The sequence below is a fragment of the Pseudoalteromonas sp. XI10 genome (assembly GCF_001469895.1).
Classification (GTDB): Bacteria; Pseudomonadota; Gammaproteobacteria; order Enterobacterales; family Alteromonadaceae; genus Pseudoalteromonas.
The window spans coordinates 154,190-176,138 of sequence record NZ_LOPY01000052.1 but is presented as its reverse complement, the minus strand read 5'-3'; the positions used below and the strand labels follow the sequence as shown (position 1 = coordinate 176,138).

The window sequence follows — 21,949 nt, the reverse complement described above, 5'->3', positions numbered from 1 at the left end:
AAATGATTATTTTGTAATCGAAAAAATTACGACAATACATTTACGATTTTTAGGCAATAAAAAACCCGCAACAAGTGCGGGTTTTTTTAAAAGAAGTTAAGAGGCTAATTACTTAGCAGCTTTTTTCTCTTTTTCTGCAGCGATTACTGTTTCAGCAACGTTTGCAGGACATGGTGCGTAGTGTGAGAACTCCATAGAGAACTGACCACGACCAGAAGTGATAGTACGTAAGTGGCCGATGTAACCGAACATTTCAGAAAGCGGTACATCACCCTTGATGCGAACGCCCATTGCGCCAGCTTCTTGGTCTTTGATCATACCACGACGACGGTTAAGGTCACCGATTACGTCACCTACGTTGTCTTCCGGAGTGAATACGTCAACTTTCATGATTGGCTCAAGAAGTTGTGCACCCGCTTTAGGGATAGACTGACGGAAAGCGCCTTTAGCAGCGATTTCGAACGCGATTGCTGATGAGTCAACTGCGTGGAAAGCACCGTCGAAAAGTTCAACTTCAACGTCTAATACTGGGAAGCCAGCTAGAACACCTTCTTGCATCATTGATGCGAAGCCTTTCTCAACTGCAGGCCAGAATTCTTTAGGTACGTTACCACCAACAACTGATGAAGAGAACGTGAAGCCTGAGTTTTGCTCGCCTGGCTTGATGCGGTAATCGATCTTACCGAATTGACCAGAACCACCAGATTGTTTCTTATGCGTGTAGCTATCTTCGATTTCTTTCGTGATAGTTTCACGGTAAGCAACCTGAGGTTGACCAACAACTAGGTCTACGCCGTAAGTACGCTTAAGGATATCTACTTTGATATCTAAGTGAAGCTCACCCATACCTTTAAGGATGGTTTCGCCTGAATCTTCGTCAGTTTCAACTTGGAATGAAGGATCTTCTGCAACCATCTTACCGATCGCGATACCCATCTTCTCGTTACCGCCTTTGTCTTTAGGAGCAACAGCGATTGAGATTACTGGATCAGGGAAGATCATCGCTTCAAGTGTACATTCGTGCTTAGGATCACAAAGAGTGTGACCAGTTTGAACGTTCTTCATACCAACAACAGCGATGATGTCACCCGCTTGTGCTTCAGTAAGTTCGTTACGCTCATCAGCTTGCATCTCAACCATACGGCCGATACGCTCTGTTTTACCAGTTGCTGAGTTAAGTACTGTGTCACCTTTCTTCATACGACCAGCGTAGATACGGATGAACGTAAGTGCACCGAAACGGTCGTCCATGATTTTGAACGCTAACGCTTTAAGTGGCTCATCTGCAGAAACAGTTGCTACTTCACCAGTAGGCTCACCTGTGTCTTTATCAGTTAGAGGTTGAGGATCAACTTCTGTAGGCGAAGGTAGGTAATCTACAACCGCGTCTAGTACTAACTGCATACCTTTGTTTTTGAACGCAGAACCACAGTAAGTTGGGAAGAATGCAAGATCACGAGTACCTTTACGGATACAACGTTTGATATCTTCTAAAGACGGCTCTTCACCATCCATGTAAGCCATCATTAAGTCTTCGTCTTGCTCAACAGCAGACTCAACAAGCATCTCATGGTATTCATCAACTTTGTCTACCATGTCAGCTGGAACGTCTTGTACTTCGTAGTTTTCAGGAAGACCAGTGTCATCCCAAACGTATGCTTTTTTCTCAAGTACGTCTACAACGCCAGTGAATTGGTCTTCGATACCGATTGGTAAAGTCATAACTAGTGGGTTAGCACCAAGTACTTTCTCAACTTGACCAACAACACGGTAGAAATCAGCACCCATACGGTCTAGTTTGTTTACGAAGATTACACGTGCAACTTCTGATTCGTTCGCATAACGCCAGTTAGTTTCTGACTGCGGCTCAACACCACCAGAACCACAGAATACACCGATACCACCGTCTAGTACTTTAAGTGAACGGTATACTTCTACTGTGAAGTCAACGTGTCCCGGAGTATCGATAACGTTTAAGCGGTGGCCTTTCCACTCACAAGTTACAGCAGCTGATTGGATTGTAATACCGCGCTCAGCTTCTTGGTCCATGAAGTCAGTAGTAGACTCACCGTCGTGTACCTCACCAGTCTTATGAATTTTACCCGTAAGCTTAAGGATACGCTCAGTGGTGGTAGTTTTACCCGCGTCAACGTGGGCGAAAATACCAATATTTCTGTACTTCGATAAATCTGCCATTATTTTACTCTTAATAAAGTCGAAAAATTATTCGGCGGGAGTATAGCATTACTTAAAGCGAACATCACCATCGAAGTCGCTTAAAATGCAATCAATTTTATAAAATTTTTCTATGGTCAAGATAAGCGGCACTTTTTAAGGTGCCGATCAGTGAATTTATGCTACTAAAATCGCTAATTTAGCGATGATTAGGTTATTAAATGATGTGATTAGCTACTTGTCATTTTATAACAGCGCTCGGGTCGGCCAATGCTTCCGTAGCTCTGATCAGCACCGACTTGTTCTGCTTCAAGCAGATATTCAAGGTAACGACGGGCCGTTGAGCGACTTACACCCACTAAATCCCCCATTTGCTGAGCAGTAAAAGTCGTGCCAATATTCGCCTTAAAGGCTTTTAAGATCTTTTGCAAAGTGAGCTGATCCACCCCTTTTGGCAACCTAACGGGTGTTTTTAACTGTTCTTGCGATCCAAATAAAGTATCGACCATAGATTGGGTTACTTCATCAGCATCCGATAAACATTGCTGCCTTGCTTCGAATCGAGCAAGTGCTTGATCTAAGCGATTTAGCATTAATGGTTTAACTAAGAAGTCACAAGCGCCAAGCTGCATGGCTTTTTCCAGTGTTTCTACTTCTTTTGCTGCGGTTAACAGCATTACTTCGCTTTTCATTTCTTCGCGGCGTAGTTCATTGAGTAAATCAAGACCATTACCATCGGGTAAATGAATATCGAGCAAAATTAAATCGGCATTAATCGCCGATAATAACGCTTTCGCAGTGGCAAGATTGCCTGCAATACCCACAACCTGATACTGCCCCTGACGCAGTGTTTGCCGCGTCCCTTGTTGGCCAGCAACGCCATGAGGAAGTAATAAATATTGCGCCAATAATTGGGCTACTTCTACTTCATCTTCAACAATGACAACTGAATAAGTCATGTTCTTTACCTTTTATTTAGAGGCTGATCAGTTTTTATTATTTTGGAATGTAGACACTTAAACGTGCCCCCATCAGATCAGACTCACCTATTTCTAAACTACCACGACACGAATCTAAGTTGGTTTTAACTAAATATAAGCCAATACCATGCTCTGCCCCTGACTTAGAACTGTATTGTGGTGTGAATATCACATCCTTGTCATCGCCTAAACCAAAGCCGCTGTCTTCAACATCAAACAATAATGTTTTACTGGTTTCGTCAACCGTAACACGAACCTTAGGGGTACGTGTATCACTAGCTCGAATAGCAGCTTCAATTGCGTTATCAATCAAATTGCCAAGTATCGAGACAACCCGTTCGAGCATATCTTTACGGGTGATCGATCCCAATAAGCTGTCTGGGTTGAGCTCAAGAATCACGTTTAATTCACGGGCTTTATGGTATTTACCAACCAATAAACCTGCTAGTACCGGATCTTGGATCCTTTCGAGTAAATGATGGATCTGCGCTTGCGAGCCTTTACTTTCTTGACCAATGAGATCAATCGCCTGATCCGTTTGCCCCATCTGAATTAACGCACCAATTAAGTTTAGCTTGTTCGAGTAATCATGCGTTTGCACTCGTAATAACTCAGCAAAGGCTTGTACTTTGGTTAATTGTTGCGATAAATATTCAAGCTCATCCGCAGGGCGCATACTTAGCAAAATACCATCAGCCTGGCCTTGCACCTGCAATGCATATCGCGACAACACAATGCGTTTATCGGCGGCAAATAATTCAAAACCTACAATCGGACGCTGTTGGTTATGCATTAAAAACTCGCTATGTTCAGGAAGTAAGTCTGCAAGTTTAAGTGGTTGATGAATACAGCTGGTCGGTTTGCCGAGGATTTCGCAGGCACGTTGATTTAAGTTACGCACATTACCCTCAGGATCGAGGGCGATAATGCCGCTACGAACAGTATTCAAAATAGCATCTTGCTCAGAGAACAACCGTGCTATTTCATCTGGCTGTAAACCAAAAATAGCATTACGAACCCGTTGACCAATATACACCGCGGCCAAAATACTTAAACCTACTAACAACAAACCCCAAAGCATAATTTCAGCACTGCGAGCACGAATAAGCGGTTCAATTGATTGCACTAAAAAGCCAACCGATACCAAGCCGATGACTTCGCCTCGCTCTGAGAGCACGGGGACTTTGCCACGAATAGACTCGCCCAAACTCCCTTTAGCAATTGACACATACCGCTCACCACGCAGCGCCGCTTTACTATCACCACCCACCATCGGCTTACCTAGCTTGTCTGGGTCTGGGTGAACAATGCGGCGGGTATTGTTATCGCCAATCACAATAAAGCTGGCTGCGGTGAGTTCACGAATATGCTCTATTTGCGTATTTAACTCATCAAGCCCTTGCTTGGTTTGCAATGCGTTTTGCACGTCATCCCGTGAGGCAATACTGGTTGCAAGCGCAAGCGCTTTATCACCCATGTGGTTATGTAAGCTTTCTGCAGTGATCTGATACACCAAAGCGCCAAACAATACAGCCTGTAAAACACATAGACCGGTAACCCAAATAATGAGTCGCGTTTCTAAGCGCTTAGGTTTTTTAACCACATGCTGAAATGGGTTTAGCGTATTGGTGTATCTCATATCAGTGCCTTGTTCTACGCATGTTGCTCTGCTTGCGTAGCTGCTTTTTCTTTACGACGTTGGACAATATAGTCTTTCAGTGGGAACAACAACACTAAGATCGAAATCACAAAAATACTCAGTGTTAATGGGCGGTCCCATAAAAAGCTCAGCGAGCCATCTGAAATCATCATGGCACGACGGAAGTTTCGCTCAATCATATCACCGAGGATAAAGCCAAGTAATAAAGGCGCCATCGGGAAAGCTAACAATCGAAGCACCAAGGCCACCAGCGCAAAGCCCACCATCATAAATAAATCAAAGGTGTTAAATGACACTAAATACACACCAATTAAGCTGAAGAATAAAATCATCACTGTCAGCACAGATTTAGGCATTGCCAACACTTTAGCGAAATATGGGATCAACGGCAGATTCAAAATCAGCAGTACAATATTGCCAAAGTACATACTAACAATGACTGCCCAAAACACGCTTGGGTTTTCTTGCATTAACATAGGACCCGGCTGAATACCGTAGGCAATTAATGCACCTAGCATAATAGCTGTCGTACCAGAACCTGGAATACCTAAAGTCAGTAATGGTACAAATGAGCCCGTACAGGCAGCATTATTAGCCGACTCAGGTGCGGCTAAGCCACGCATTGAGCCCTTACCAAATTTATCTTTCAGTGCCTTTGGAGCAAGGTTACGTTCAGTAGCATAGGCCATAAAGCTGGCAATGGTTGCTCCTGCGCCCGGTAAAACACCGACAATAAAACCAAGTAAAGATGAGCGACCAACCACAGGAGCCATGTCTTTTACTTCTTCTTTAGTCAGTTTTGTCGAGCCAATTTTTGGCGTATCAGGATCATCAATTTTTTTATCTGGCTCAGCTTCAGGGCGCGCCACATTAATCAGTGCCTCGGCCAACGCAAACGTTGCCATTGCTACTAATAAAAAGCTAATACCATCTAATAAATCAGCTTGGCCAAAAGTAAAGCGCTCGGTACCTGAAGAGGGATCAATACCTACCGTTGCCAACATTAAACCAAATACCGTCATCATCATGGCTTTTAAAAATTGCCCTTTATTAGAGAACGCAGCAATCGCCGTTAAGCCTAAAAACATCAGTACAACATAATCAGGCGACTGAAAACTTAATGACACTTTCGCTAATAATGGCGCAGCCACCATCAATAAAATGGCGCCAATCGTCCCGCCTATAAAGGATGAATAAGCTGCAATCGCAAGGGCTTTACCAGCCTTGCCTTGTTTTGCTAGCGGGTAACCATCAAACGATGATGCTACTGTCCCCGCTACACCCGGCGCATTAATCAAAATAGAAGAAGTAGAGCCACCGAATATAGCCCCGTAGTAAACACCGGCCATTAAAATCATGCCCGAATCAGCACCGATGCTGTAAGTGATCGGGATCATCAACGCAATCGCGGTAATTGGACCAAGGCCAGGTAGCATACCGATGAACGTGCCAACAAAGCAGCCTACAATCACATATAACAAGTTGTTCCAGTCGAGTACGGTCGACAAACCTAACATAATTCCATCAAGCATAACTTAACTCCACAGATTGCCAGGTACTAAGTAAATGCCCAGTACTTGTGTCATTAAAAACCAAAAAACTACGGCCACAGGCACAGAAGCAAACAACAACACTGCCTTACGGCGTTCGCCCATGATAAAAAAGCCCGTAATTAAAAATGCACTGGTGGCAATTAAAAAGCCGAACGGTTCAAGCATGGCGCTATAAACAACCATTAAAACCAACAGTGCAAAGGTACGTAGTAAGTTGCCCTTACTGAGTAGCTCTGCTTTTTCTGCTGGCGCTTGCTTTAATAAGTTGGCACCAATCGAAAGTACACACACCACGATACCAAATACTGCATATACTTTTGGTAAGGTTGCAGAAGTAACGCTTTCGTACTCTTCAAATGGCATAAGTGGAATTTGCCAAGCCACAAGGGCGTATAGGGTAAAGAGGACCAAGAATAAACTTGGTCCAATTAGTTCACGGTTTAACATCGTCTAACCTTAGCCTCGGATAAAACCAAGTTCTTTCATTACAACGCGTAATTGCGCTTCTTGCTGCTCAAGCGATTTAATAAACGCTTCTTTTTCTTGAAATAGATTTAGCCAACCATTGCGGGCACGAACCGCTTCCCATTCAGGGGTTTGTTGCAACTTACGTAGCTTTTCTGTGTACTCGGCTAGTTTGTCTGCTGGTAAATCTGGGGTTGCAAAAAAGCCGCGCCAGTTTACGAACTCCATGTCGTAACCTAGCGACTTTAGGGTTGGAATTGCTGGGTAATCTGGCAATTTATCTGCGGAAGTCACCGCTAAAATACGTGCCTGACCACCATTTGCGACTTCGAGTGCTTCACTTAAGCCTGTTGAAAGTAAGTTGACCTCGCCCGACAATAAACCAGCTTTCGCTTTACCACCGGCATCATAAGGGATGTAACGTAATCGACGGCCATCAAGACCCGCCGCCTTCACCGCTTGTGCTGCCACTAAGTGATCCATGCTGCCGCGCGCAGAGCCACCTGCTACTTTTACAGAGCCTGGGTCTTTTTTCATTGCATCAATAACGTCTTGCCATGTTTTAAATGGCGAGTCATTACGCACAACAAACGCACCATAATCAGCAATCATGCTGGCAACTGGTGTTAAATCGCGATAGCTGTAAGGAATTTTGCCTGATAATGCGCGCAGTACGATAGGCGTTGAGTTAACCATCAACATATCGCCTTTTTTAGTGCCCGACTCAATCAAGTAAGCAATTGCACGGCCACCGCCGCCGCCCGACATATTCTGAAACGATGCATTGTCTTCAATGCCCGCTTTTACCATTGCTTCACCGACACCACGCGCGGTGGTATCCCAACCGCCGCCTGGGCCACCCGGTACCAAAAAGTGTAAGTTTGCTAATGCCAGTGGGCTGGCTACTAATAATGAAGCTGCTAAAACAGATCTTTTTAATGATTTAAACATAGTCATAATGCACGACTCCTAAAATAAGTACTGCATACGAGCACTGATGCCCATACCTGAATCTTCATCACCTACCAGCGTAGAAGCACCGGCACCATCAACATCGCTGTAAATCAGGTTGCCCATAAATTTGATATCGCTGCTTAGGTAATAAGATGTGCCTAATGTATAAGTGGTTACGTCGGTACCTTGCTGTTTGCTGCTGGCATTCATTTGTGACACACGGGCAACAAGTTCCCATGCATCTTTAATCCCTTTTGGCTGAACAAATAACGCTGAACCTGCTTTGTAACGGCGCTGCTCACCGCCTAAGAAGTAACTTGCCGAGACATGAAAGCCATCAAAACGCTCACCATCAAGTTCGTTGCTGCTATCTACCGTATCAAGGTAACGGCTGGCATATTCAGCCTCTAGAGTGAATGCATTTGCTTGGTAGGCAAATTCAAGACCGCTTTGCGACATGCTATTTAGCGCTGCGGTTTCACCACCGACTGCGTAATCCACTAAGCGAACATTGGTTTCACGCACTTCACCACGGGCAAAACGAGCGCTTAAATCATTGTCGCCCATATCACGATAAGAGTGCCAAGCACCTAAATGAATCACATCACCCGGCGCTGCACTAGACCAAGTTAAGCGACCTGTTACAGCCAATGTTAGTTTGTCATCTTCGTCATGGCCCGATGCACCAAACGCATCGTTTTTGTAAACACCCACGGCGTAACGTAAGCCTGAATCTTTAAAATATTGATAAGCCGAGATACCCCAGCGGAAGAAAGGCGAGAAGGTGTTAGCAAGGGTGCTACGCTCAATGGTATTAATGTGTTTAGAACTGGTTAGCGCATTGAGCGACATGTCTTCACGAATTTTACCGGCTTTTACTTTTAAGCCGTTGTCGAATGCATAACGTACCCGCGCTAACACGATTTCAGCCGTGCCTTCAGAAAATTCCAGTAGTAATTTGTGATCCCAGTTACCATGTTCACTTTCAACATAAGTACGGATACGACGTGGGAAGAAGTCGCTGCCTCCAGCGCCATCATTGTCGGCATTGTAAGCACCGTCGAAATAGTTGTAATCAAGTTGCACGCGACCACCAAATTCTAGGTTGAAGCCGCTAGATGTTTTTAATGAATCCACTTCTTTTTGAAGTGCATCGAGTTGTTGCTGTAGTTGTTCAGTGTCGCTTTGTGCGAATGCTGATGTACTTGCTAACGCCGCTGCAACGGCTAAAGCGAGCTGTGTGTTACTTGCTTTCATGAATTACTCCACACCAGATTATAATTATTTGTTGTCGTTGATCGGCCTACTGCAAATGGCGATCTGGTTTGGAGCATAGTGTTAACGATAGATTAACGAAATGTTTAGGGGGTAAGTTGCATTGATGGTGATAAATGGCTTTTTGTTCATAAAACTCATGAACAAAAAGCACATTACTGGGGGTTAGTATAAAATCTAGGCAAATTAGCTGCTTAAAAGTCGCAAAACTAGCTAAAAGTCATCTCAGGAACGTCACCAGAGACAATAAGTTTGCCCTGTGTCTTAGCAATAATCTCATCAACCGAGACACCTGGAGCACGCTCTAATAAATGAAATGCACCGTCTTTAATTTCTAAAAGTGCCAAATCGGTGATCACTTTATTGATACAACCAACGCCCGTTAACGGCAAACTACATTCGGTCAGCAGTTTTGATTCGCCATGCTTGTTGGCATGGGTCATAGTACAAATAATGTTTTTAGCACCAGCCACCAAGTCCATCGCACCGCCCATTCCTTTAACCAGCTTTTTCGGGATCATCCAACTGGCTATGTTGCCGTTTTGGTCTACTTCAAACGCGCCCAGCACGGTTAAATCAACGTGGCCGCCGCGGATCATGGCAAAGCTTTCTGCGGAGCTAAATATAGCCGCCCCCGTTGCAGCGGTGACCGTTTCTTTACCTGCGTTGATCATATCGGCATCAACTTGGTCTGCACTTGGGTATGGCCCCATACCGAGTAAACCATTTTCAGATTGCAGCATCACTTCGATGCCATCAGGGACATAATTAGCAACCAAGGTTGGAATACCTATACCTAAGTTAACGTAGTAACCATCCTGTAGTTCCATCGCCACGCGTTTAGCGATTTGTTCTCGTGATAATGCCATCAGCGTGCTCCTTATTGATTCTCTTGCTTAGTGGTAACTTTCTCGATGCGTTTTTCAAATTCACCTTTAATCACTCGGTCAATATAGATACCCGGCGTGTGAATTTGGCTTGGCTCTAGCTCCCCTGGCTCAACAATTTCTTCAACTTCAAGAACCGTAATTTTGCCTGCGGTTGCTGCCATCGGATTAAAGTTCATCGCCGTATGACGATAAATGCAGTTACCGTAGCGATCTGCTTTCCACGCTTTAACTATCGCAAAGTCGCCAGTAATGCTTGGCTCTAATAAATAGTCACGACCATTAATATTGCGGGTTTCTTTACCGTCAGCCACCGGAGTACCCACGCCCGTTGCGGTATAAAATGCAGGAATACCCGCACCGCCAGCTCGCATTTTTTCAGCTAAAGTGCCTTGCGGTGTGAGCTCAACTTCAAGTTCACCATTTAATAACTGCTGCTCAAATAACGCGTTTTCACCAACGTAAGAGGCAACCATCTTGCTGATTTGCTTGTCTTCAAGCAGCACTCCTAAACCAAAACCATCAACGCCACAGTTATTCGATACCACAGTTAAACCACGGGTGCCTTGACGTTTAATTTGCGCAATCAGTCCTTCAGGAATACCACATAAACCAAAACCACCGGCTATCACTGTCATGCCATCTTCAAGGCCAGCCATCGCTTCGCTGTAACTTGTAACTACTTTATCAAAACCTGCCATTGGCTCCTCCTACTGTGCAGTCCAACCGCCATCAATGGCGATTGCTTGGGCGGTAATATTGCGTGCTGCATCGGCCATTAAAAAGCTAACGGTATGCAGGATCTCATCTAAGCCGATAAATGCTTTTTTCGGCATCGGTGCTAGCATAATTGTGTCGATCACTTGTTGCTCAGAAATACCATGCTCTTTAGCTTGCGAGGCAATTTGTTGCTCCACAAGCGGCGTTTTTACATAGGCTGGACACACAGTATTAATCGTGATGTTGGCATCACCCGTTTCGAGTGCCATGGTTTTAGCAAAGCCGATTAAGCCATGTTTTGCAGCAATATAAGCCGACTTATATTTAGACGCCACCATCGCATGAATTGAGCCAATATTAATGATGCGACCAAAATCTTGCTCACGCATGCGAGGGAGTACCGCCTTGGTCATCATCGCCGGGCCAACGAGCATAACTTGCTGTAAGAACTGCCATTTATCAGCCGGAAAATCTTCAAGCTTTGCAACGTGCTGAATACCCGCGTTATTAATAAGTACATCAATTGGCTGATTAAGCTCAGTGAAAAACTGCTCTATTGCATCACTATCAGCCACATTAAGTGCATACCCTTCGGCGCTACCACCTTGCTCAACAATGCCTGCTGCCGCTTGTTGTGCTGCTTGCTGATTTAAATCAGTCACAATAATAGTGTGACCTTGCATCGCCAGTTGCTGGGCAACATATAGACCAATACCACTGGCTGCACCGGTAATTAAAACTGTTTTGCTCATCGGGCTACTCCTCTAAAAACTCACTGATAAGCTGCGCTTTAGGGGTGATTGAGAAAATACCATCAAGGTGTCCCCAGCCCCCTTCAATTTCTGAAATCTCAACGTCTTTACCTGCCGCTTTCATGGTGTCAAACACAGTACGCATGTTTTCAGGGCGAAGTAGTAAGTCGTTCGTTGCGGGTAGTAATAATGTTTTGGCAGAGACATTTTTAAGCGCCGTTGTTAAATCACTTTGCATGCCAGCGGTAAATAGTTGTGATGCCCGGACCAAATAAAGTACATGGTTGGCATCTTGCGTTTTCGCTCGTGCCATTGCGCGCTGAGCGAGTACTTGGTTTAACTTAGGCAAGGTACGAATATCTTTTAATGCACCTTCATCCAATACATTAAAGTCAGGGAAGCTCGCGTTATAAATAATTGGATGCATCGCATCTTGCGTAATATTAAGCATGGTTGCCGCTAAGCCATCTAACGGGCGCTCTTTACCGTAATAATTACCTTGCTGCCAGTTTTTATCTAAACGAATTGGTAACGCCCATTTTTCAAGTGCAGCGACTGTCCATGCATCCATGGTTGCAGCGCCAATCACATGAATTAAACGCTCTACTTTATCTGGGTAACGTGTTGCCCACTCAAGTGCTTGAAACGAGCCCATTGATGCGCCCATCACGGCATGCAATTTAGTGATACCTAGGCTGTCGAGTAAGCGCTTTTGCACATTCACAAAGTCAGTAATCGTAACCACAGGAAAATCTAAACCATAAGGTTTGCCTGTTTTTGGATTAGTTGATGCAGGGCCTGTGGTGATTACATTTTCATCATGCCAGTTGGCATTCACTAAGGTATCTGAGCTAATCACATAATATTTATTAGTATCGATAGCTTTACCTGGGCCGATAATCGCATCCCAATAACCCGGTAGGGCATCATCCGCTTTATATTTACCTGCGGCATGAGAAGTACCAGAGAAATAGTGAGTGATTAAAATCACGTTATCTTTATTGGCGTTTAGCTTTCCATAGCTTTCCCAGCCAATATCCACTTGCTCTAACGTCACACCAGACACAGTGGTAAAATCTTTTGTCGTAAAATGCTGTTTTTCCACCAGCATGGTGTCGGCTTTGTTTGCAGCGCCAAAGGCAGTGCTACTAAATACAACCAGCCATAGCAAAATTATTAATTTGGTTTTCATTGCTGTTCCTTAAAAGATAATAAAGAGTCCAAGTGCCAATGCGACACCGATAAGCGGAATAACCGCAGTGAGTGCTGCCATTGACCAATACGCTCGTTGATGCGTTTCTTTACAGATAGCGCGTATTGTTGTGACCACATACCCATTATGCGGCAAGGTATCGAGGGCTCCAGAACTAATCGCCACCACACGGTGCAGTTGTTCAGGGTTTACTCCCATGTCTAAATAACCTGGTGCGACAAGCGGTAATGCAATGGCTTGTCCGCCAGAAGCAGAGCCTGTTAAACCGGCAATTACACTGACCGCAACCGCAGCACCAACTAACTCATTCCCAGGCATATGGGTCATCACATCGACAGCAGCGGTAAATGCCGGTGATACTTTCGCCACAGCGCCAAAACCAACCACAGCAGCGGTATTACCGATTGCTACTAAAGCGCCGGTTGTACCAACATTAATAGCGTTACCCATATCGTGAAAATGCTTAAAGTTAATAATCACAATACTCAGTACACCACCAAGTAAGGCAACAATAAGCGCTGTTTGCTGTAGTACATCATGAAGCGTAAATGATAAAAGCAGCACCACGATAAGCGGGATCACACCCGTAATTGGATGCGGACGACGACGTTCAATAATGACAGGATCATCATCACGCGCTTCAAAGGTTTCGCCATTAGCAACGGCCTTTTTGATCATCTTGTTTAACCAAAAGTAACCTGCTGTGGCCATAAAAATAGCCACGACTAAGCTTACTTCCCATGCCGCATAGGGTGACGTACCAAGGTGTTTAACCGGGATCCAGTTTTGAATTTCTGGCGAGCCTGCCGAAGTCATGGTAAAGGTCACCGAACCAAATGCCAGCGTTGCTGGAATAAAGCGGCGCGGTAAGTTTGCATCTTTAAACAGACTTAATGCCATTGGATAGACAGAAAACGCAACGATAAATACGCTCACGCCACCATAGGTTAAAACAGCACAAGCAATTACAACCGCAAGAACGGCGTGTTTCATACCTAGTTTACCCACAATGTAGCTTGCTACACTGTCTGCAGCACCGGTGTCTTCCATGAATTTACCGAATAAAGAACCCAGTAAGAACATAAAGAACCACGCACTTAAAAAGCCTGCAAAACCATCCATATAGGCGTTAATAAAGTTTGTATCTGCCGATACAGGGAAAATGGCCATGCCACTACTAAGTGCAACTAACAGTGCACAGATTGGCGCAGCGATAAATAAATTTACCCCACGCAGCGTTAAAATGATCAGCAGTATTAAACCGCCTAACAGTCCTATCATGCTCAGCATAGACATTCCTATAATTATTGTTATTACACAGATGAGGTGACATCGGAATAATGCTTTCAGTCTTACCCTAAGCGTTAAAAAAATACATAACACTAAGGTACTATCTGCTTTAAAAATAGCTTAATTGCTTGATAAATAAAGGGCTGTGGCGGCTATAGCACTATGGTACTAATTCAATTTCTGCAACTATCTTCTACATTAATTGACAGGTGACACGGGCAAATCTTATTAAGTCTTCGGCAACATCAATGTGAGTGGCCATAAGACTAATGACAACAATAACAAGGAATACAACATGATAAAGCTTAACCCAAAAGTCGCGCCACTTACTCTGGCTGTATCACTTGCTTTGGCAGGTGTCAGTGCTCAAGCGGCAGAACAAGCCGAACCTGCAGCAAAAAAAGGTGAACTTGAACGTATTCAGGTAACAGCACGTAAAACTGTTGAAAACCTGCAAGAAGTTCCTGTTGCTGTAACCTCAGTAGGTGCTGAAGAACTGGCAGAAAATGGCATCGTCGTTATGACCGAAGTTCAGCAGTTCTCGCCAAATACCACCCTGCAAGCAAGTCGTGGTACTAACTCTACAATTACCGCGTTTATTCGTGGTGTAGGTCAGCAAGATCCTCTTTGGGGGTATGAGCCAGGCGTAGGTATTTATATCGATGATGTCTACCTTGCTCGTCCACAGGGTGCCGTGCTTGACCTTCTTGATGTGCAACAAATCGAAGTATTACGTGGTCCACAAGGGACGCTTTACGGTAAAAATACCATAGGTGGTGCGATTAAATATGTCACCAAAGAAATGAGCGGTGATGCAACCTTAAATATTCAAGGCACTGTAGGTAGCTATAACCAAAAAGATTTAAAAATCACTGGCCAATTACCGATTGTTGACGAAAAACTTTACGTGGGCTTTGGTTTTGCAACGCTTAACCGTGATGGTTTTGGTGAGTTTTTAACATCGGCTCTTGATAACCAAGACCGCGAAAACTACAACAAAGACGTAACCGCAGCTCGCGTTACACTCGAATACACTCCGACCGATGACTTATTCTTCCGTTTCGCGTGGGATAAAACAGAAGACAAATCAAACGCAAAAGGTGGTTACCGTTTACTACCAAGTATTCTTACTGATGCGCCAGTTCCAGACAGCGTGTATGACTCTTACACCAGCTTACCAACATGGAATAAAGTTGAACTCGAAGGCTATAGCCTAACTGCTCGTTGGGATATGACTGACAGCACTAGCATTAAATATATTGGTTCAAGCCGTGAGAGCTACTCACCAACGAATATCGACTTTGATAACACGTCAATTCAAATTTTCGATGTACCTGCTATTTACGATGATGAGCAAACCACTCATGAGTTACAGCTAAATCATCAAGGCGATAACTACAAACTGGTTTCGGGTCTTTACTACTATGATGGTGAATCTTGCGGTCAATTTGAGGCTATTTTAGGTATCTTAGGTCAAAGCCTAGGTGCTCCGGGTCTGACTCGTGAAGTAAGCGGCTGTAGTAACTCAAACAGTAAAGCAGCGTATATCCAAAGCTCAATTGATTTAACCGATAAATGGTCAATGACACTCGGCGCGCGTTACACCAAAGACAAAAAAGAAGCACAGGTTAACAATGGCCTAATCTTTGATATTGTTTACCCTGAGTCAGGTTGGGTGCCAGGTTATACTCGCCCAGAAGGCCAACTGGTTCCAACAGTACTCGATGATGAAGAAGAATGGTCACGCTTCACACCACGTGCAGGTGTTGAATACCAATACAATCGTGACATCATGTTCTTTGCAAGTTATGCGCAAGGCTTTAAGTCAGGTACTTTCAACCCACGTGCAACCACTGCAGAGCCAGCAGCAAAACCAGAAATCGTTGATTCATTCGAAATCGGTATGAAGAGTGAGTGGAACAACAACTTACGAGCAAACGTCACCTTATTCACCCTTGATCATAAAGATCGTCAATATATTTCGGTATTACCGGGCGACAGTGCTGCAGATCTGAACCAACGTTTAGGTAACATTGGTGAGTCAACATCAGATGGTATTGAGCTTGAGCTTAACTATGTTGCAACAGAATCACTCAGCTTTGATGCATCAGTAGGTTACATCGATAGTAGCTTCGATAACGTAATTGATTACGACCCAGAAACCGGTGAAGCATTCGATAAATCAGACCGCTTTACGGTATCAAACACACCTGATTTAACCTTTAACCTGGGTGCAACGTACCGTATGTACACAGAAATGGGTGATTTTGTTGTCAATGGTAACTACTACCACAGAGGCGACTACGCGCTATTCGAAGAAGATAGCCTATTAACGCAAGATGCTTACGGTATCTTTAATATGGGTATCACTTGGTACAGCACAGATGGTCACTGGACTGCAGGTCTTTACGGTAAAAACTTAACGGATGAAGAGTACATGATTGGTGGTTACCAATTCGTGGCACCTGATCCAACAGACCCAACAGATACCAGCAAATACACCCCAGGTTTAGGTGGTGATAATACCCTGATTGGTTACTACGGCGACCCTCGCACTGTAGCCTTCACTGTTGGTTACCGTTTCTAAAATAGAATCTAAATCCTTGTGTGAGAAAGGTTTGTCTGAAACTTCCCTTCAGGCAAACCTTGTTTCAAAGCGCAAAATCACTTATAACATAACGCATTGGAGAATCGAGGGAATGTCTTTAGCTGTGAACACCATAATCGCCGATGATCACCCGTTATTTAGAAGTGCGCTGCGTCAAGCTGCCGCGACATCAGTGCCTGAAGAACATATTAAAGAAACCAGTGACATTGATGGTTTGTTTGCACTGTTAAGCGCTCACCCTGAGATTGAACTAATATTTTTAGACCTTACGATCCCAGGTGCAAATGGCCTACAAGCCCTTTCGCAGCTGCGTAACCACTACCCTGATATCTTAGTAATCATGGTCTCTGCCAATGAGACACCCGCCATAATCAAACAAGCGATGAGCCTTGGTGCTGCTGGCTATATTCCTAAGTCATCTTCTTTAGATGTCATCAGTGAAGCAATTAGCCATGTACTCAACGGCGACACTTGGTTACCACCTGAAGTGGATTTAACCGATGTGGTGATCAACGACGAACAAAGCGAATTTGCTCGTAACCTTGAAAAACTAACCCCCCAGCAATACCGCGTACTAGCGATGATTGCCGACGGTTTATTGAATAAACAAATCGCCTTTGAAATGTCGATTCAAGAAACCACAATCAAACAACATGTGTCAGCGATTTTACGCAAACTCAATGTCTATAACCGTACCCAAGCGGGCATTTTGTTTAACCAGCTTTCACAAGTTGGCAAAATCGAAGAAAGCTAATTTAAACATTCACTCCCAGTTTTAAAACTCGCTTTCCCAGTAGTGGGAAAAGCTCACGTTGCAAAAAAAACAAGTTATTATTTTTCAACACCTTAACTTTTGGCACAAAACTCGCCTTAGCTATTCCATGATTATTTATATTTCTCAGTATCATGGATTTAGACAGCACACTAAAACGCAAACCTCAGCAATCAAAAGCTAAAAAATGGCTGGCTGGTGCAGCTATAGGCGTATCGGCTCTTGGCGCTTTAATGGTGTATCAATGGGCGACACCCACTGTAGTTGCTGCAAGCCAACTGCAAATAGCAACCGTAGAACAAGCCGATTTTGTGGTAAAAATACGTGGCTTTGGCCGTTTAAAGCCAAAGTATCAACGTTATTTAACCAATACCGACACCGCAATGGTCGAAGCTATCCATGTATACCCCGGCACTATCGTTAAAAAAGACACAGTGATTTTAAGCCTCGTCAACCCACAGCAAGCACAGCGTTTATCGGTCGCTCGGCTAGAACTTGCTCGCCAAAAAGCCAGTGTTAATGAGCAAAGAATTAACCAGCAAAGTGAGCTACTTGAGCGCCAAGCAAATCTCGCCATATTAAAAAGTGAGCTGCAAAGTGCAGAGCTTAGAGTCGATGCCGAAAGTAAACTTATCGAGCAAGGGATTGTGTCAAGCCTCGATTACAAACGAAGCATGCTAAACGTTGCACAGCTTACAGAGCGCGTAAGTATCGAGCAGCAACGTCTTACACAGCTTAAAGAAATGCACTTACAACGTAGCAAAATACAGCAAGAACTATTAAGCCAATTTGAGCTTAATTACCAAGTTGAGCAACGCGCTTTTGATCAGCTGCAAATAACGGCAGGTATAGATGGCATGCTACAAGAATTGAATGTTGAACTTGGCCAAAATCTCGTGCCCGGTACCCGCCTTGCGGTGGTTGGCTCAAATAAAGCACTCAAAGCAGAGCTAAGCGTTAAGCAAGCAGATGCCGAAAAAGTGGCACTCAATATGGCAGCGAAAGTAAACACCTTTAGCCAAGCAGATCACGGTGAAGTTGATGCCAAAGTCACCCGAATTGACCCTATTGTTACCGATGGTCGAGTCATTATCGAACTTGATTTACAAGGCACATTGCCTGCGAATGCCCGCCCAGATTTAAGCATTGAAGGCTATGTGGTTAGCAACATTATTCCCGATGCATTAACCATTAACGTGCCACAAAAGGCGCAAGCAAATAGCGAAGCCACGCTATTTAAACTTAATCCAAATACCCAGTTAGCAACGCCAACCAATATCGAATTTGGTACACTCAGTGACAATCAAATTCAACTTTTGAGCGGTGCCACCGTGGGCGAACAGCTGATCATTTCAGACCTTTCTAAATGGCAGCATTTGGCAACAATAAAAATCGAACAGGACAGTTTATGAAAACCAATACGCTTATCTCATTAAACAAAATCGCCAAAGTTTATCGCGGCCAAAATGTTGAAACCTATGCATTAAAAGACATCAGCCTGAATATTAACCAAGGTGACTATATCTGCATTAGCGGGCCATCTGGCTGCGGTAAATCGACGTTGCTGTCATTATTAGGCTTACTCGATAGCCCAACTGCTGGCGACTATTTCATTAAAGAAGTCGACACAAAAACCCTCGATATGGATCAGCAAGCTGAACTTAGAAACCTTCACATTGGTTTTATATTTCAGTCGTTTAACCTAATTGATGAATTATCCGTTTTTGACAACGTAGCACTGCCACTCACTTACCGAGAGCCAGCCATGAGCCCGAGCGAAATTGAGCTTGCGGTAAAACAGGCCCTTGATGAAGTTGAAATGGGCCACCGCGCTCAGCACAAACCAAATCAATTATCTGGTGGTCAGCAACAGCGTATTGCTATTGCCCGCGCACTGGCTGGCAAGCCAAGCATTTTATTGGTGGATGAGCCAACTGGTAACTTAGATTCAAAAAATGGTGATGCCGTCATGGACTTGCTTGATGAGCTGAATAAAAAAGGCACCACGATTTGCATGGTAACCCATGATTTACGTTATGCCGGACGTGCTAAAACGCAACTTAAATTGCTAGATGGTGAAATTGTTTCCTACTCTGAAGCTCGCCAAGCACCTAGCAGCGACAATACTGAGCATGCACTTGAAAGCGCTGAGGTGATGTAATGAAATTAACCAAAACACGCGCCCAATTAAGCTTAGCGTGGGCATCATTAATGAATGCACCGGGCTTTGTCACTGCAGTTATCGCAACGCTTGCTTTAACATTGGCCACCTTGTTTGTGGTACTTAGCCTTGTTAACAGCTACTTTTTAAAGCCCCTTGATGTGTACGATGAAAGCCGCATGGTGGTGGTTGAGCAATCACTTACTTATGATGACTACGATGCTACCGGCTTTCAAAGCTATCAGTCGATGGTTCATTGGCTTAAGCATAATCAAAGCTTTGAACAAAGTATGATGATCAATGCGGGTGAGCAAATCTTTGCAAACCTAGATGGCGAACCGAAAGAACCAGTGCTGTATGTTGGCGGCAACTATTTTGACTTATTAAACACGCCATTTTTAATGGGACAAGGTTTTGATCTTGGAGAAACGCTGGAAACTCCTGATGACCGCGTTGTTATATCTGCCAATTTTTGGCGCCAGCATTACAACAGCGACCCGAACATTATTGGTAAAACACTTTCAGTCATGGCGGGTGAAACCGATTACGTTCACCGTATTGTCGGCGTTGTTGATGACTCATTCAGCCCACCTTATATGTTTAAAGCAAGTGATGTTGAAGTGTGGTTTCCATCAAGTGCGGACCGTCGCTTCTTTCACAATGACGATTGGCAAAGCCCATGGACAAACACTTTTAAAAACCTAAAACTGATTGCAGTTTTAAAGCCTGGGGTCACCATAGATCAAGTTAAAGTCGATTTAAAACAGCAAATTGATACGGTTAAATCGGAGTGGCTAAACAATGGCGGTATCACCGATGTAAAACCTGAAGTAACCCCGTATCGTGATGTTGAGCTGGGTAATAACGATGACTTAAGCTTAATGATGTTAGCCGGTGCAGTAGGGCTACTAATTATTGCAGTACTTAATGTAAGCACTTTATTCTTCTCGCGCGCTCTTGCTCAACATAAAACCCTCGCTTTGCAGGCGGTGTTAGGTGCAAAACGCAGCACATTATTTAAAAGTATCTTTTTACAGTCACTGATTTTAATGACCTTATCGGTAAGCATTGCGCTGTTTTTATCGGTATGGGGCATACGTTTATTTAAAGTACTAGCAGAAGGCCGATTACCACTGGTTAATAGCTTGGCCGTGGATAGCACGTTGGTCATTGTTGCCATCATACTTTGTATTGCTCTTGCTTATATTTTCTCTGTAATTACAGCGCGTTTGGTAAATTACAAAACCCTAAATACGCAAATGCAGAACAGTGGTAAAGGCGGAGTTTCGCAGGTATCAGGTCGTACAGTGCGTATTTTAATTGGCTCACAAATGTTTGTTGCCGCGTTGCTCGTTAGCTTTTCAGTGATGGTAGTGAGTAAAGCCATGGGCACGATAAACCGTCCGCTCGGCAGTGATACCGAAAACCTATATTTTGCCAACCTATTCCAGCCAAATAATCAAATGTCATTGGCTGAACGCTACGAACACATGCTGCAATACAAGCAGGTTTTGCTTGATAGCCAAGGTATTGATGATGTTGCCCTGGGTCACAGCCCTGTTTCGCAAAGACAAAACGCCCACACCTTGACTGATGTAAACGGTAAAAGCTCCGTTTTCTTCCCTAGCCAGTGGGTAGGGCCTGATTACTTTGCGTTAGTTAACACCAAAATTCTCGCTGGCCGCACCTTTACTGAACAAGCTATACGTGGTGAAACCAACGAGATACTGGTATCAGTCAGCGTGGCAGAGAACTTATTACCAGGCCAAGACTATCGAAATATCATCGGCAAGAGCTACCAAGGCTTAGAAGAAAAGATGTATGAAGTGGTGGGTGTAACCGAAGATTTTAATCACCCTAAATACTACGATGAGTCGTTTGGTCGTCACATTTGGTGGCCTGCGACACCGTATAGTTACATGTTTACTATCAAAGCTTCTGATGGCGTTAAGCTGACTAACAAACAAATACTTAATACGCTAAAAGAAAAGAACAGCGACTTAACCATGTGGCAGTTTAATGACCTGCAACAAGAGTACGACAATTTACTGTATATGAGCCGACTGACCGTGGTTCTGTGTAGTACCTTAGCGCTATTTACTCTATTATTAGCAGCAATCGGTATTTTTGGGGTACTGAGCTACAACCTGGGTCTACGCCGTTATGAGTTTGGTATTCGTATGGCATTAGGTGCCAAAAAAGCACGCTTATTCAAGCTAATGAGTGTTGAAGCTATTATCCCTGTGCTCATTGGTTTTGCGGTTGCTCTCGCCGCGGTAATAGTGGGTTTTTACATGTTACAAGGACAGCTAATGTCTTGGCTGATACTTGATGTAAGACTGCAATTACTCGCTTGGAGTATTACCTTATGTATTGCGCTATTCGCTTGCTTTAGACCTTTGGTTTTACTGCTTAAAGCAAAACCTATGGCCGCACTACGTAACGATTAACAGCACAAAATGGTGGCTTAAATTTAAGCCACCT

The 21,949-nt window shown here is 44.0% G+C and carries 17 protein-coding genes; 5 read left to right on the top strand and 12 right to left on the bottom strand.

What is annotated here, in order from left to right; translation table 11 throughout:
* Positions 1 to 108 precede the first annotated feature (108 nt).
* The 12 genes from fusA to AUR67_RS16490 form a co-directional block, all read right to left on the bottom strand.
* On the bottom strand, positions 109 to 2,196 hold the full coding sequence (fusA, locus tag AUR67_RS16545) for an elongation factor G (protein ID WP_058586096.1): 2,088 nt from the start codon (positions 2,194 to 2,196) through the stop codon (positions 109 to 111).
* 209 nt (positions 2,197 to 2,405) lie between these two features.
* The gene (locus AUR67_RS16540) at positions 2,406 to 3,134 is read right to left on the bottom strand and encodes a response regulator (RefSeq protein ID WP_058586095.1); all 729 of its coding nucleotides are present in this window, start codon (positions 3,132 to 3,134) and stop codon (positions 2,406 to 2,408) included.
* A gap of 37 nt (positions 3,135 to 3,171) precedes the next feature.
* A complete protein-coding gene (locus tag AUR67_RS16535; RefSeq protein ID WP_058586094.1) occupies positions 3,172 to 4,794 on the bottom strand; it encodes a sensor histidine kinase in 1,623 nt (540 codons plus the stop codon).
* Positions 4,795 to 4,808: 14 nt separating this feature from the next.
* On the bottom strand, positions 4,809 to 6,347 hold the full coding sequence (locus AUR67_RS16530; protein WP_054552331.1) for a tripartite tricarboxylate transporter permease: 1,539 nt from the start codon (positions 6,345 to 6,347) through the stop codon (positions 4,809 to 4,811).
* A gap of 3 nt (positions 6,348 to 6,350) precedes the next feature.
* Positions 6,351 to 6,815 carry a tripartite tricarboxylate transporter TctB family protein gene (locus AUR67_RS16525; protein WP_058586093.1) on the bottom strand — a complete coding sequence of 155 codons (465 nt, stop codon included), beginning with the start codon at positions 6,813 to 6,815 and terminating at the stop codon, positions 6,351 to 6,353.
* 9 nt (positions 6,816 to 6,824) lie between these two features.
* The gene (locus tag AUR67_RS16520; protein ID WP_370316435.1) at positions 6,825 to 7,790 is read right to left on the bottom strand and encodes a Bug family tripartite tricarboxylate transporter substrate binding protein; all 966 of its coding nucleotides are present in this window, start codon (positions 7,788 to 7,790) and stop codon (positions 6,825 to 6,827) included.
* 12 nt (positions 7,791 to 7,802) lie between these two features.
* Positions 7,803 to 9,044, bottom strand: coding sequence for an OprO/OprP family phosphate-selective porin (locus AUR67_RS16515; RefSeq protein ID WP_054552329.1), 1,242 nt, complete (start codon positions 9,042 to 9,044; stop codon positions 7,803 to 7,805).
* A gap of 227 nt (positions 9,045 to 9,271) precedes the next feature.
* The gene (locus AUR67_RS16510) at positions 9,272 to 9,931 is read right to left on the bottom strand and encodes a 3-oxoacid CoA-transferase subunit B (protein ID WP_054562936.1); all 660 of its coding nucleotides are present in this window, start codon (positions 9,929 to 9,931) and stop codon (positions 9,272 to 9,274) included.
* Positions 9,932 to 9,942: 11 nt separating this feature from the next.
* Positions 9,943 to 10,650, bottom strand: coding sequence for a CoA transferase subunit A (locus AUR67_RS16505; protein WP_054552327.1), 708 nt, complete (start codon positions 10,648 to 10,650; stop codon positions 9,943 to 9,945).
* A 9-nt stretch (positions 10,651 to 10,659) separates the two neighbouring features.
* Complete coding sequence (locus tag AUR67_RS16500; RefSeq protein ID WP_054552326.1) at positions 10,660 to 11,421, bottom strand: 3-hydroxybutyrate dehydrogenase; 762 nt, start codon at positions 11,419 to 11,421, stop codon at positions 10,660 to 10,662.
* Between the two features lie 4 nt (positions 11,422 to 11,425).
* The gene (locus AUR67_RS16495; protein ID WP_058586092.1) at positions 11,426 to 12,613 is read right to left on the bottom strand and encodes an E22 family MetX-like putative esterase; all 1,188 of its coding nucleotides are present in this window, start codon (positions 12,611 to 12,613) and stop codon (positions 11,426 to 11,428) included.
* A gap of 9 nt (positions 12,614 to 12,622) precedes the next feature.
* Positions 12,623 to 13,924, bottom strand: a complete 1,302-nt coding sequence (locus tag AUR67_RS16490) for a GntP family permease (RefSeq protein ID WP_054562937.1) — start codon at positions 13,922 to 13,924, stop codon at positions 12,623 to 12,625.
* 295 nt (positions 13,925 to 14,219) lie between these two features.
* Between AUR67_RS16490 and AUR67_RS16485 the strand changes: the two genes are divergently transcribed.
* From AUR67_RS16485 to AUR67_RS16465, 5 genes are all read left to right on the top strand, one after another.
* Positions 14,220 to 16,511, top strand: a complete 2,292-nt coding sequence (locus AUR67_RS16485; RefSeq protein ID WP_058586091.1) for a TonB-dependent receptor — start codon at positions 14,220 to 14,222, stop codon at positions 16,509 to 16,511.
* A gap of 112 nt (positions 16,512 to 16,623) precedes the next feature.
* The gene (locus AUR67_RS16480; protein ID WP_054552322.1) at positions 16,624 to 17,286 is read left to right on the top strand and encodes a response regulator transcription factor; all 663 of its coding nucleotides are present in this window, start codon (positions 16,624 to 16,626) and stop codon (positions 17,284 to 17,286) included.
* 152 nt (positions 17,287 to 17,438) lie between these two features.
* Positions 17,439 to 18,716: an efflux RND transporter periplasmic adaptor subunit gene (locus AUR67_RS16475; protein ID WP_058586090.1), complete on the top strand. Its 1,278-nt coding sequence runs from the start codon at positions 17,439 to 17,441 to the stop codon at positions 18,714 to 18,716.
* Positions 18,713 to 19,465, top strand: coding sequence for an ABC transporter ATP-binding protein (locus tag AUR67_RS16470; RefSeq protein ID WP_055198568.1), 753 nt, complete (start codon positions 18,713 to 18,715; stop codon positions 19,463 to 19,465). The genes AUR67_RS16475 and AUR67_RS16470 overlap by 4 nt, the downstream gene beginning before the upstream one ends.
* Positions 19,465 to 21,915 (top strand): ABC transporter permease, encoded by a 2,451-nt coding sequence (locus AUR67_RS16465; protein WP_058586089.1) that lies wholly within the window; start codon positions 19,465 to 19,467, stop codon positions 21,913 to 21,915. Before AUR67_RS16470 ends, AUR67_RS16465 begins: the two co-directional genes overlap by 1 nt.
* The last annotated feature ends 34 nt before the right edge of the window (positions 21,916 to 21,949 follow it).

Excerpts from the sequence above, each read along its gene's own strand:
- fusA (WP_058586096.1), bottom strand. The coding sequence starts at position 2,196 with ATGGCAGATTTATCGAAGTACAGAAATATTGGTATTTTCGCCCACGTT.
- AUR67_RS16540 (WP_058586095.1), bottom strand. The coding sequence starts at position 3,134 with ATGACTTATTCAGTTGTCATTGTTGAAGATGAAGTAGAAGTAGCCCAA.
- AUR67_RS16535 (WP_058586094.1), bottom strand. The coding sequence starts at position 4,794 with ATGAGATACACCAATACGCTAAACCCATTTCAGCATGTGGTTAAAAAA.
- AUR67_RS16530 (WP_054552331.1), bottom strand. The coding sequence starts at position 6,347 with ATGCTTGATGGAATTATGTTAGGTTTGTCGACCGTACTCGACTGGAAC.
- AUR67_RS16525 (WP_058586093.1), bottom strand. The coding sequence starts at position 6,815 with ATGTTAAACCGTGAACTAATTGGACCAAGTTTATTCTTGGTCCTCTTT.
- AUR67_RS16520 (WP_370316435.1), bottom strand. The coding sequence starts at position 7,790 with ATGACTATGTTTAAATCATTAAAAAGATCTGTTTTAGCAGCTTCATTA.
- AUR67_RS16515 (WP_054552329.1), bottom strand. The coding sequence starts at position 9,044 with ATGAAAGCAAGTAACACACAGCTCGCTTTAGCCGTTGCAGCGGCGTTA.
- AUR67_RS16510 (WP_054562936.1), bottom strand. The coding sequence starts at position 9,931 with ATGGCATTATCACGAGAACAAATCGCTAAACGCGTGGCGATGGAACTA.
- AUR67_RS16505 (WP_054552327.1), bottom strand. The coding sequence starts at position 10,650 with ATGGCAGGTTTTGATAAAGTAGTTACAAGTTACAGCGAAGCGATGGCT.
- AUR67_RS16500 (WP_054552326.1), bottom strand. The coding sequence starts at position 11,421 with ATGAGCAAAACAGTTTTAATTACCGGTGCAGCCAGTGGTATTGGTCTA.
- AUR67_RS16495 (WP_058586092.1), bottom strand. The coding sequence starts at position 12,613 with ATGAAAACCAAATTAATAATTTTGCTATGGCTGGTTGTATTTAGTAGC.
- AUR67_RS16490 (WP_054562937.1), bottom strand. The coding sequence starts at position 13,924 with ATGCTGAGCATGATAGGACTGTTAGGCGGTTTAATACTGCTGATCATT.
- AUR67_RS16485 (WP_058586091.1), top strand. The coding sequence starts at position 14,220 with ATGATAAAGCTTAACCCAAAAGTCGCGCCACTTACTCTGGCTGTATCA.
- AUR67_RS16480 (WP_054552322.1), top strand. The coding sequence starts at position 16,624 with ATGTCTTTAGCTGTGAACACCATAATCGCCGATGATCACCCGTTATTT.
- AUR67_RS16475 (WP_058586090.1), top strand. The coding sequence starts at position 17,439 with ATGGATTTAGACAGCACACTAAAACGCAAACCTCAGCAATCAAAAGCT.
- AUR67_RS16470 (WP_055198568.1), top strand. The coding sequence starts at position 18,713 with ATGAAAACCAATACGCTTATCTCATTAAACAAAATCGCCAAAGTTTAT.
- AUR67_RS16465 (WP_058586089.1), top strand. The coding sequence starts at position 19,465 with ATGAAATTAACCAAAACACGCGCCCAATTAAGCTTAGCGTGGGCATCA.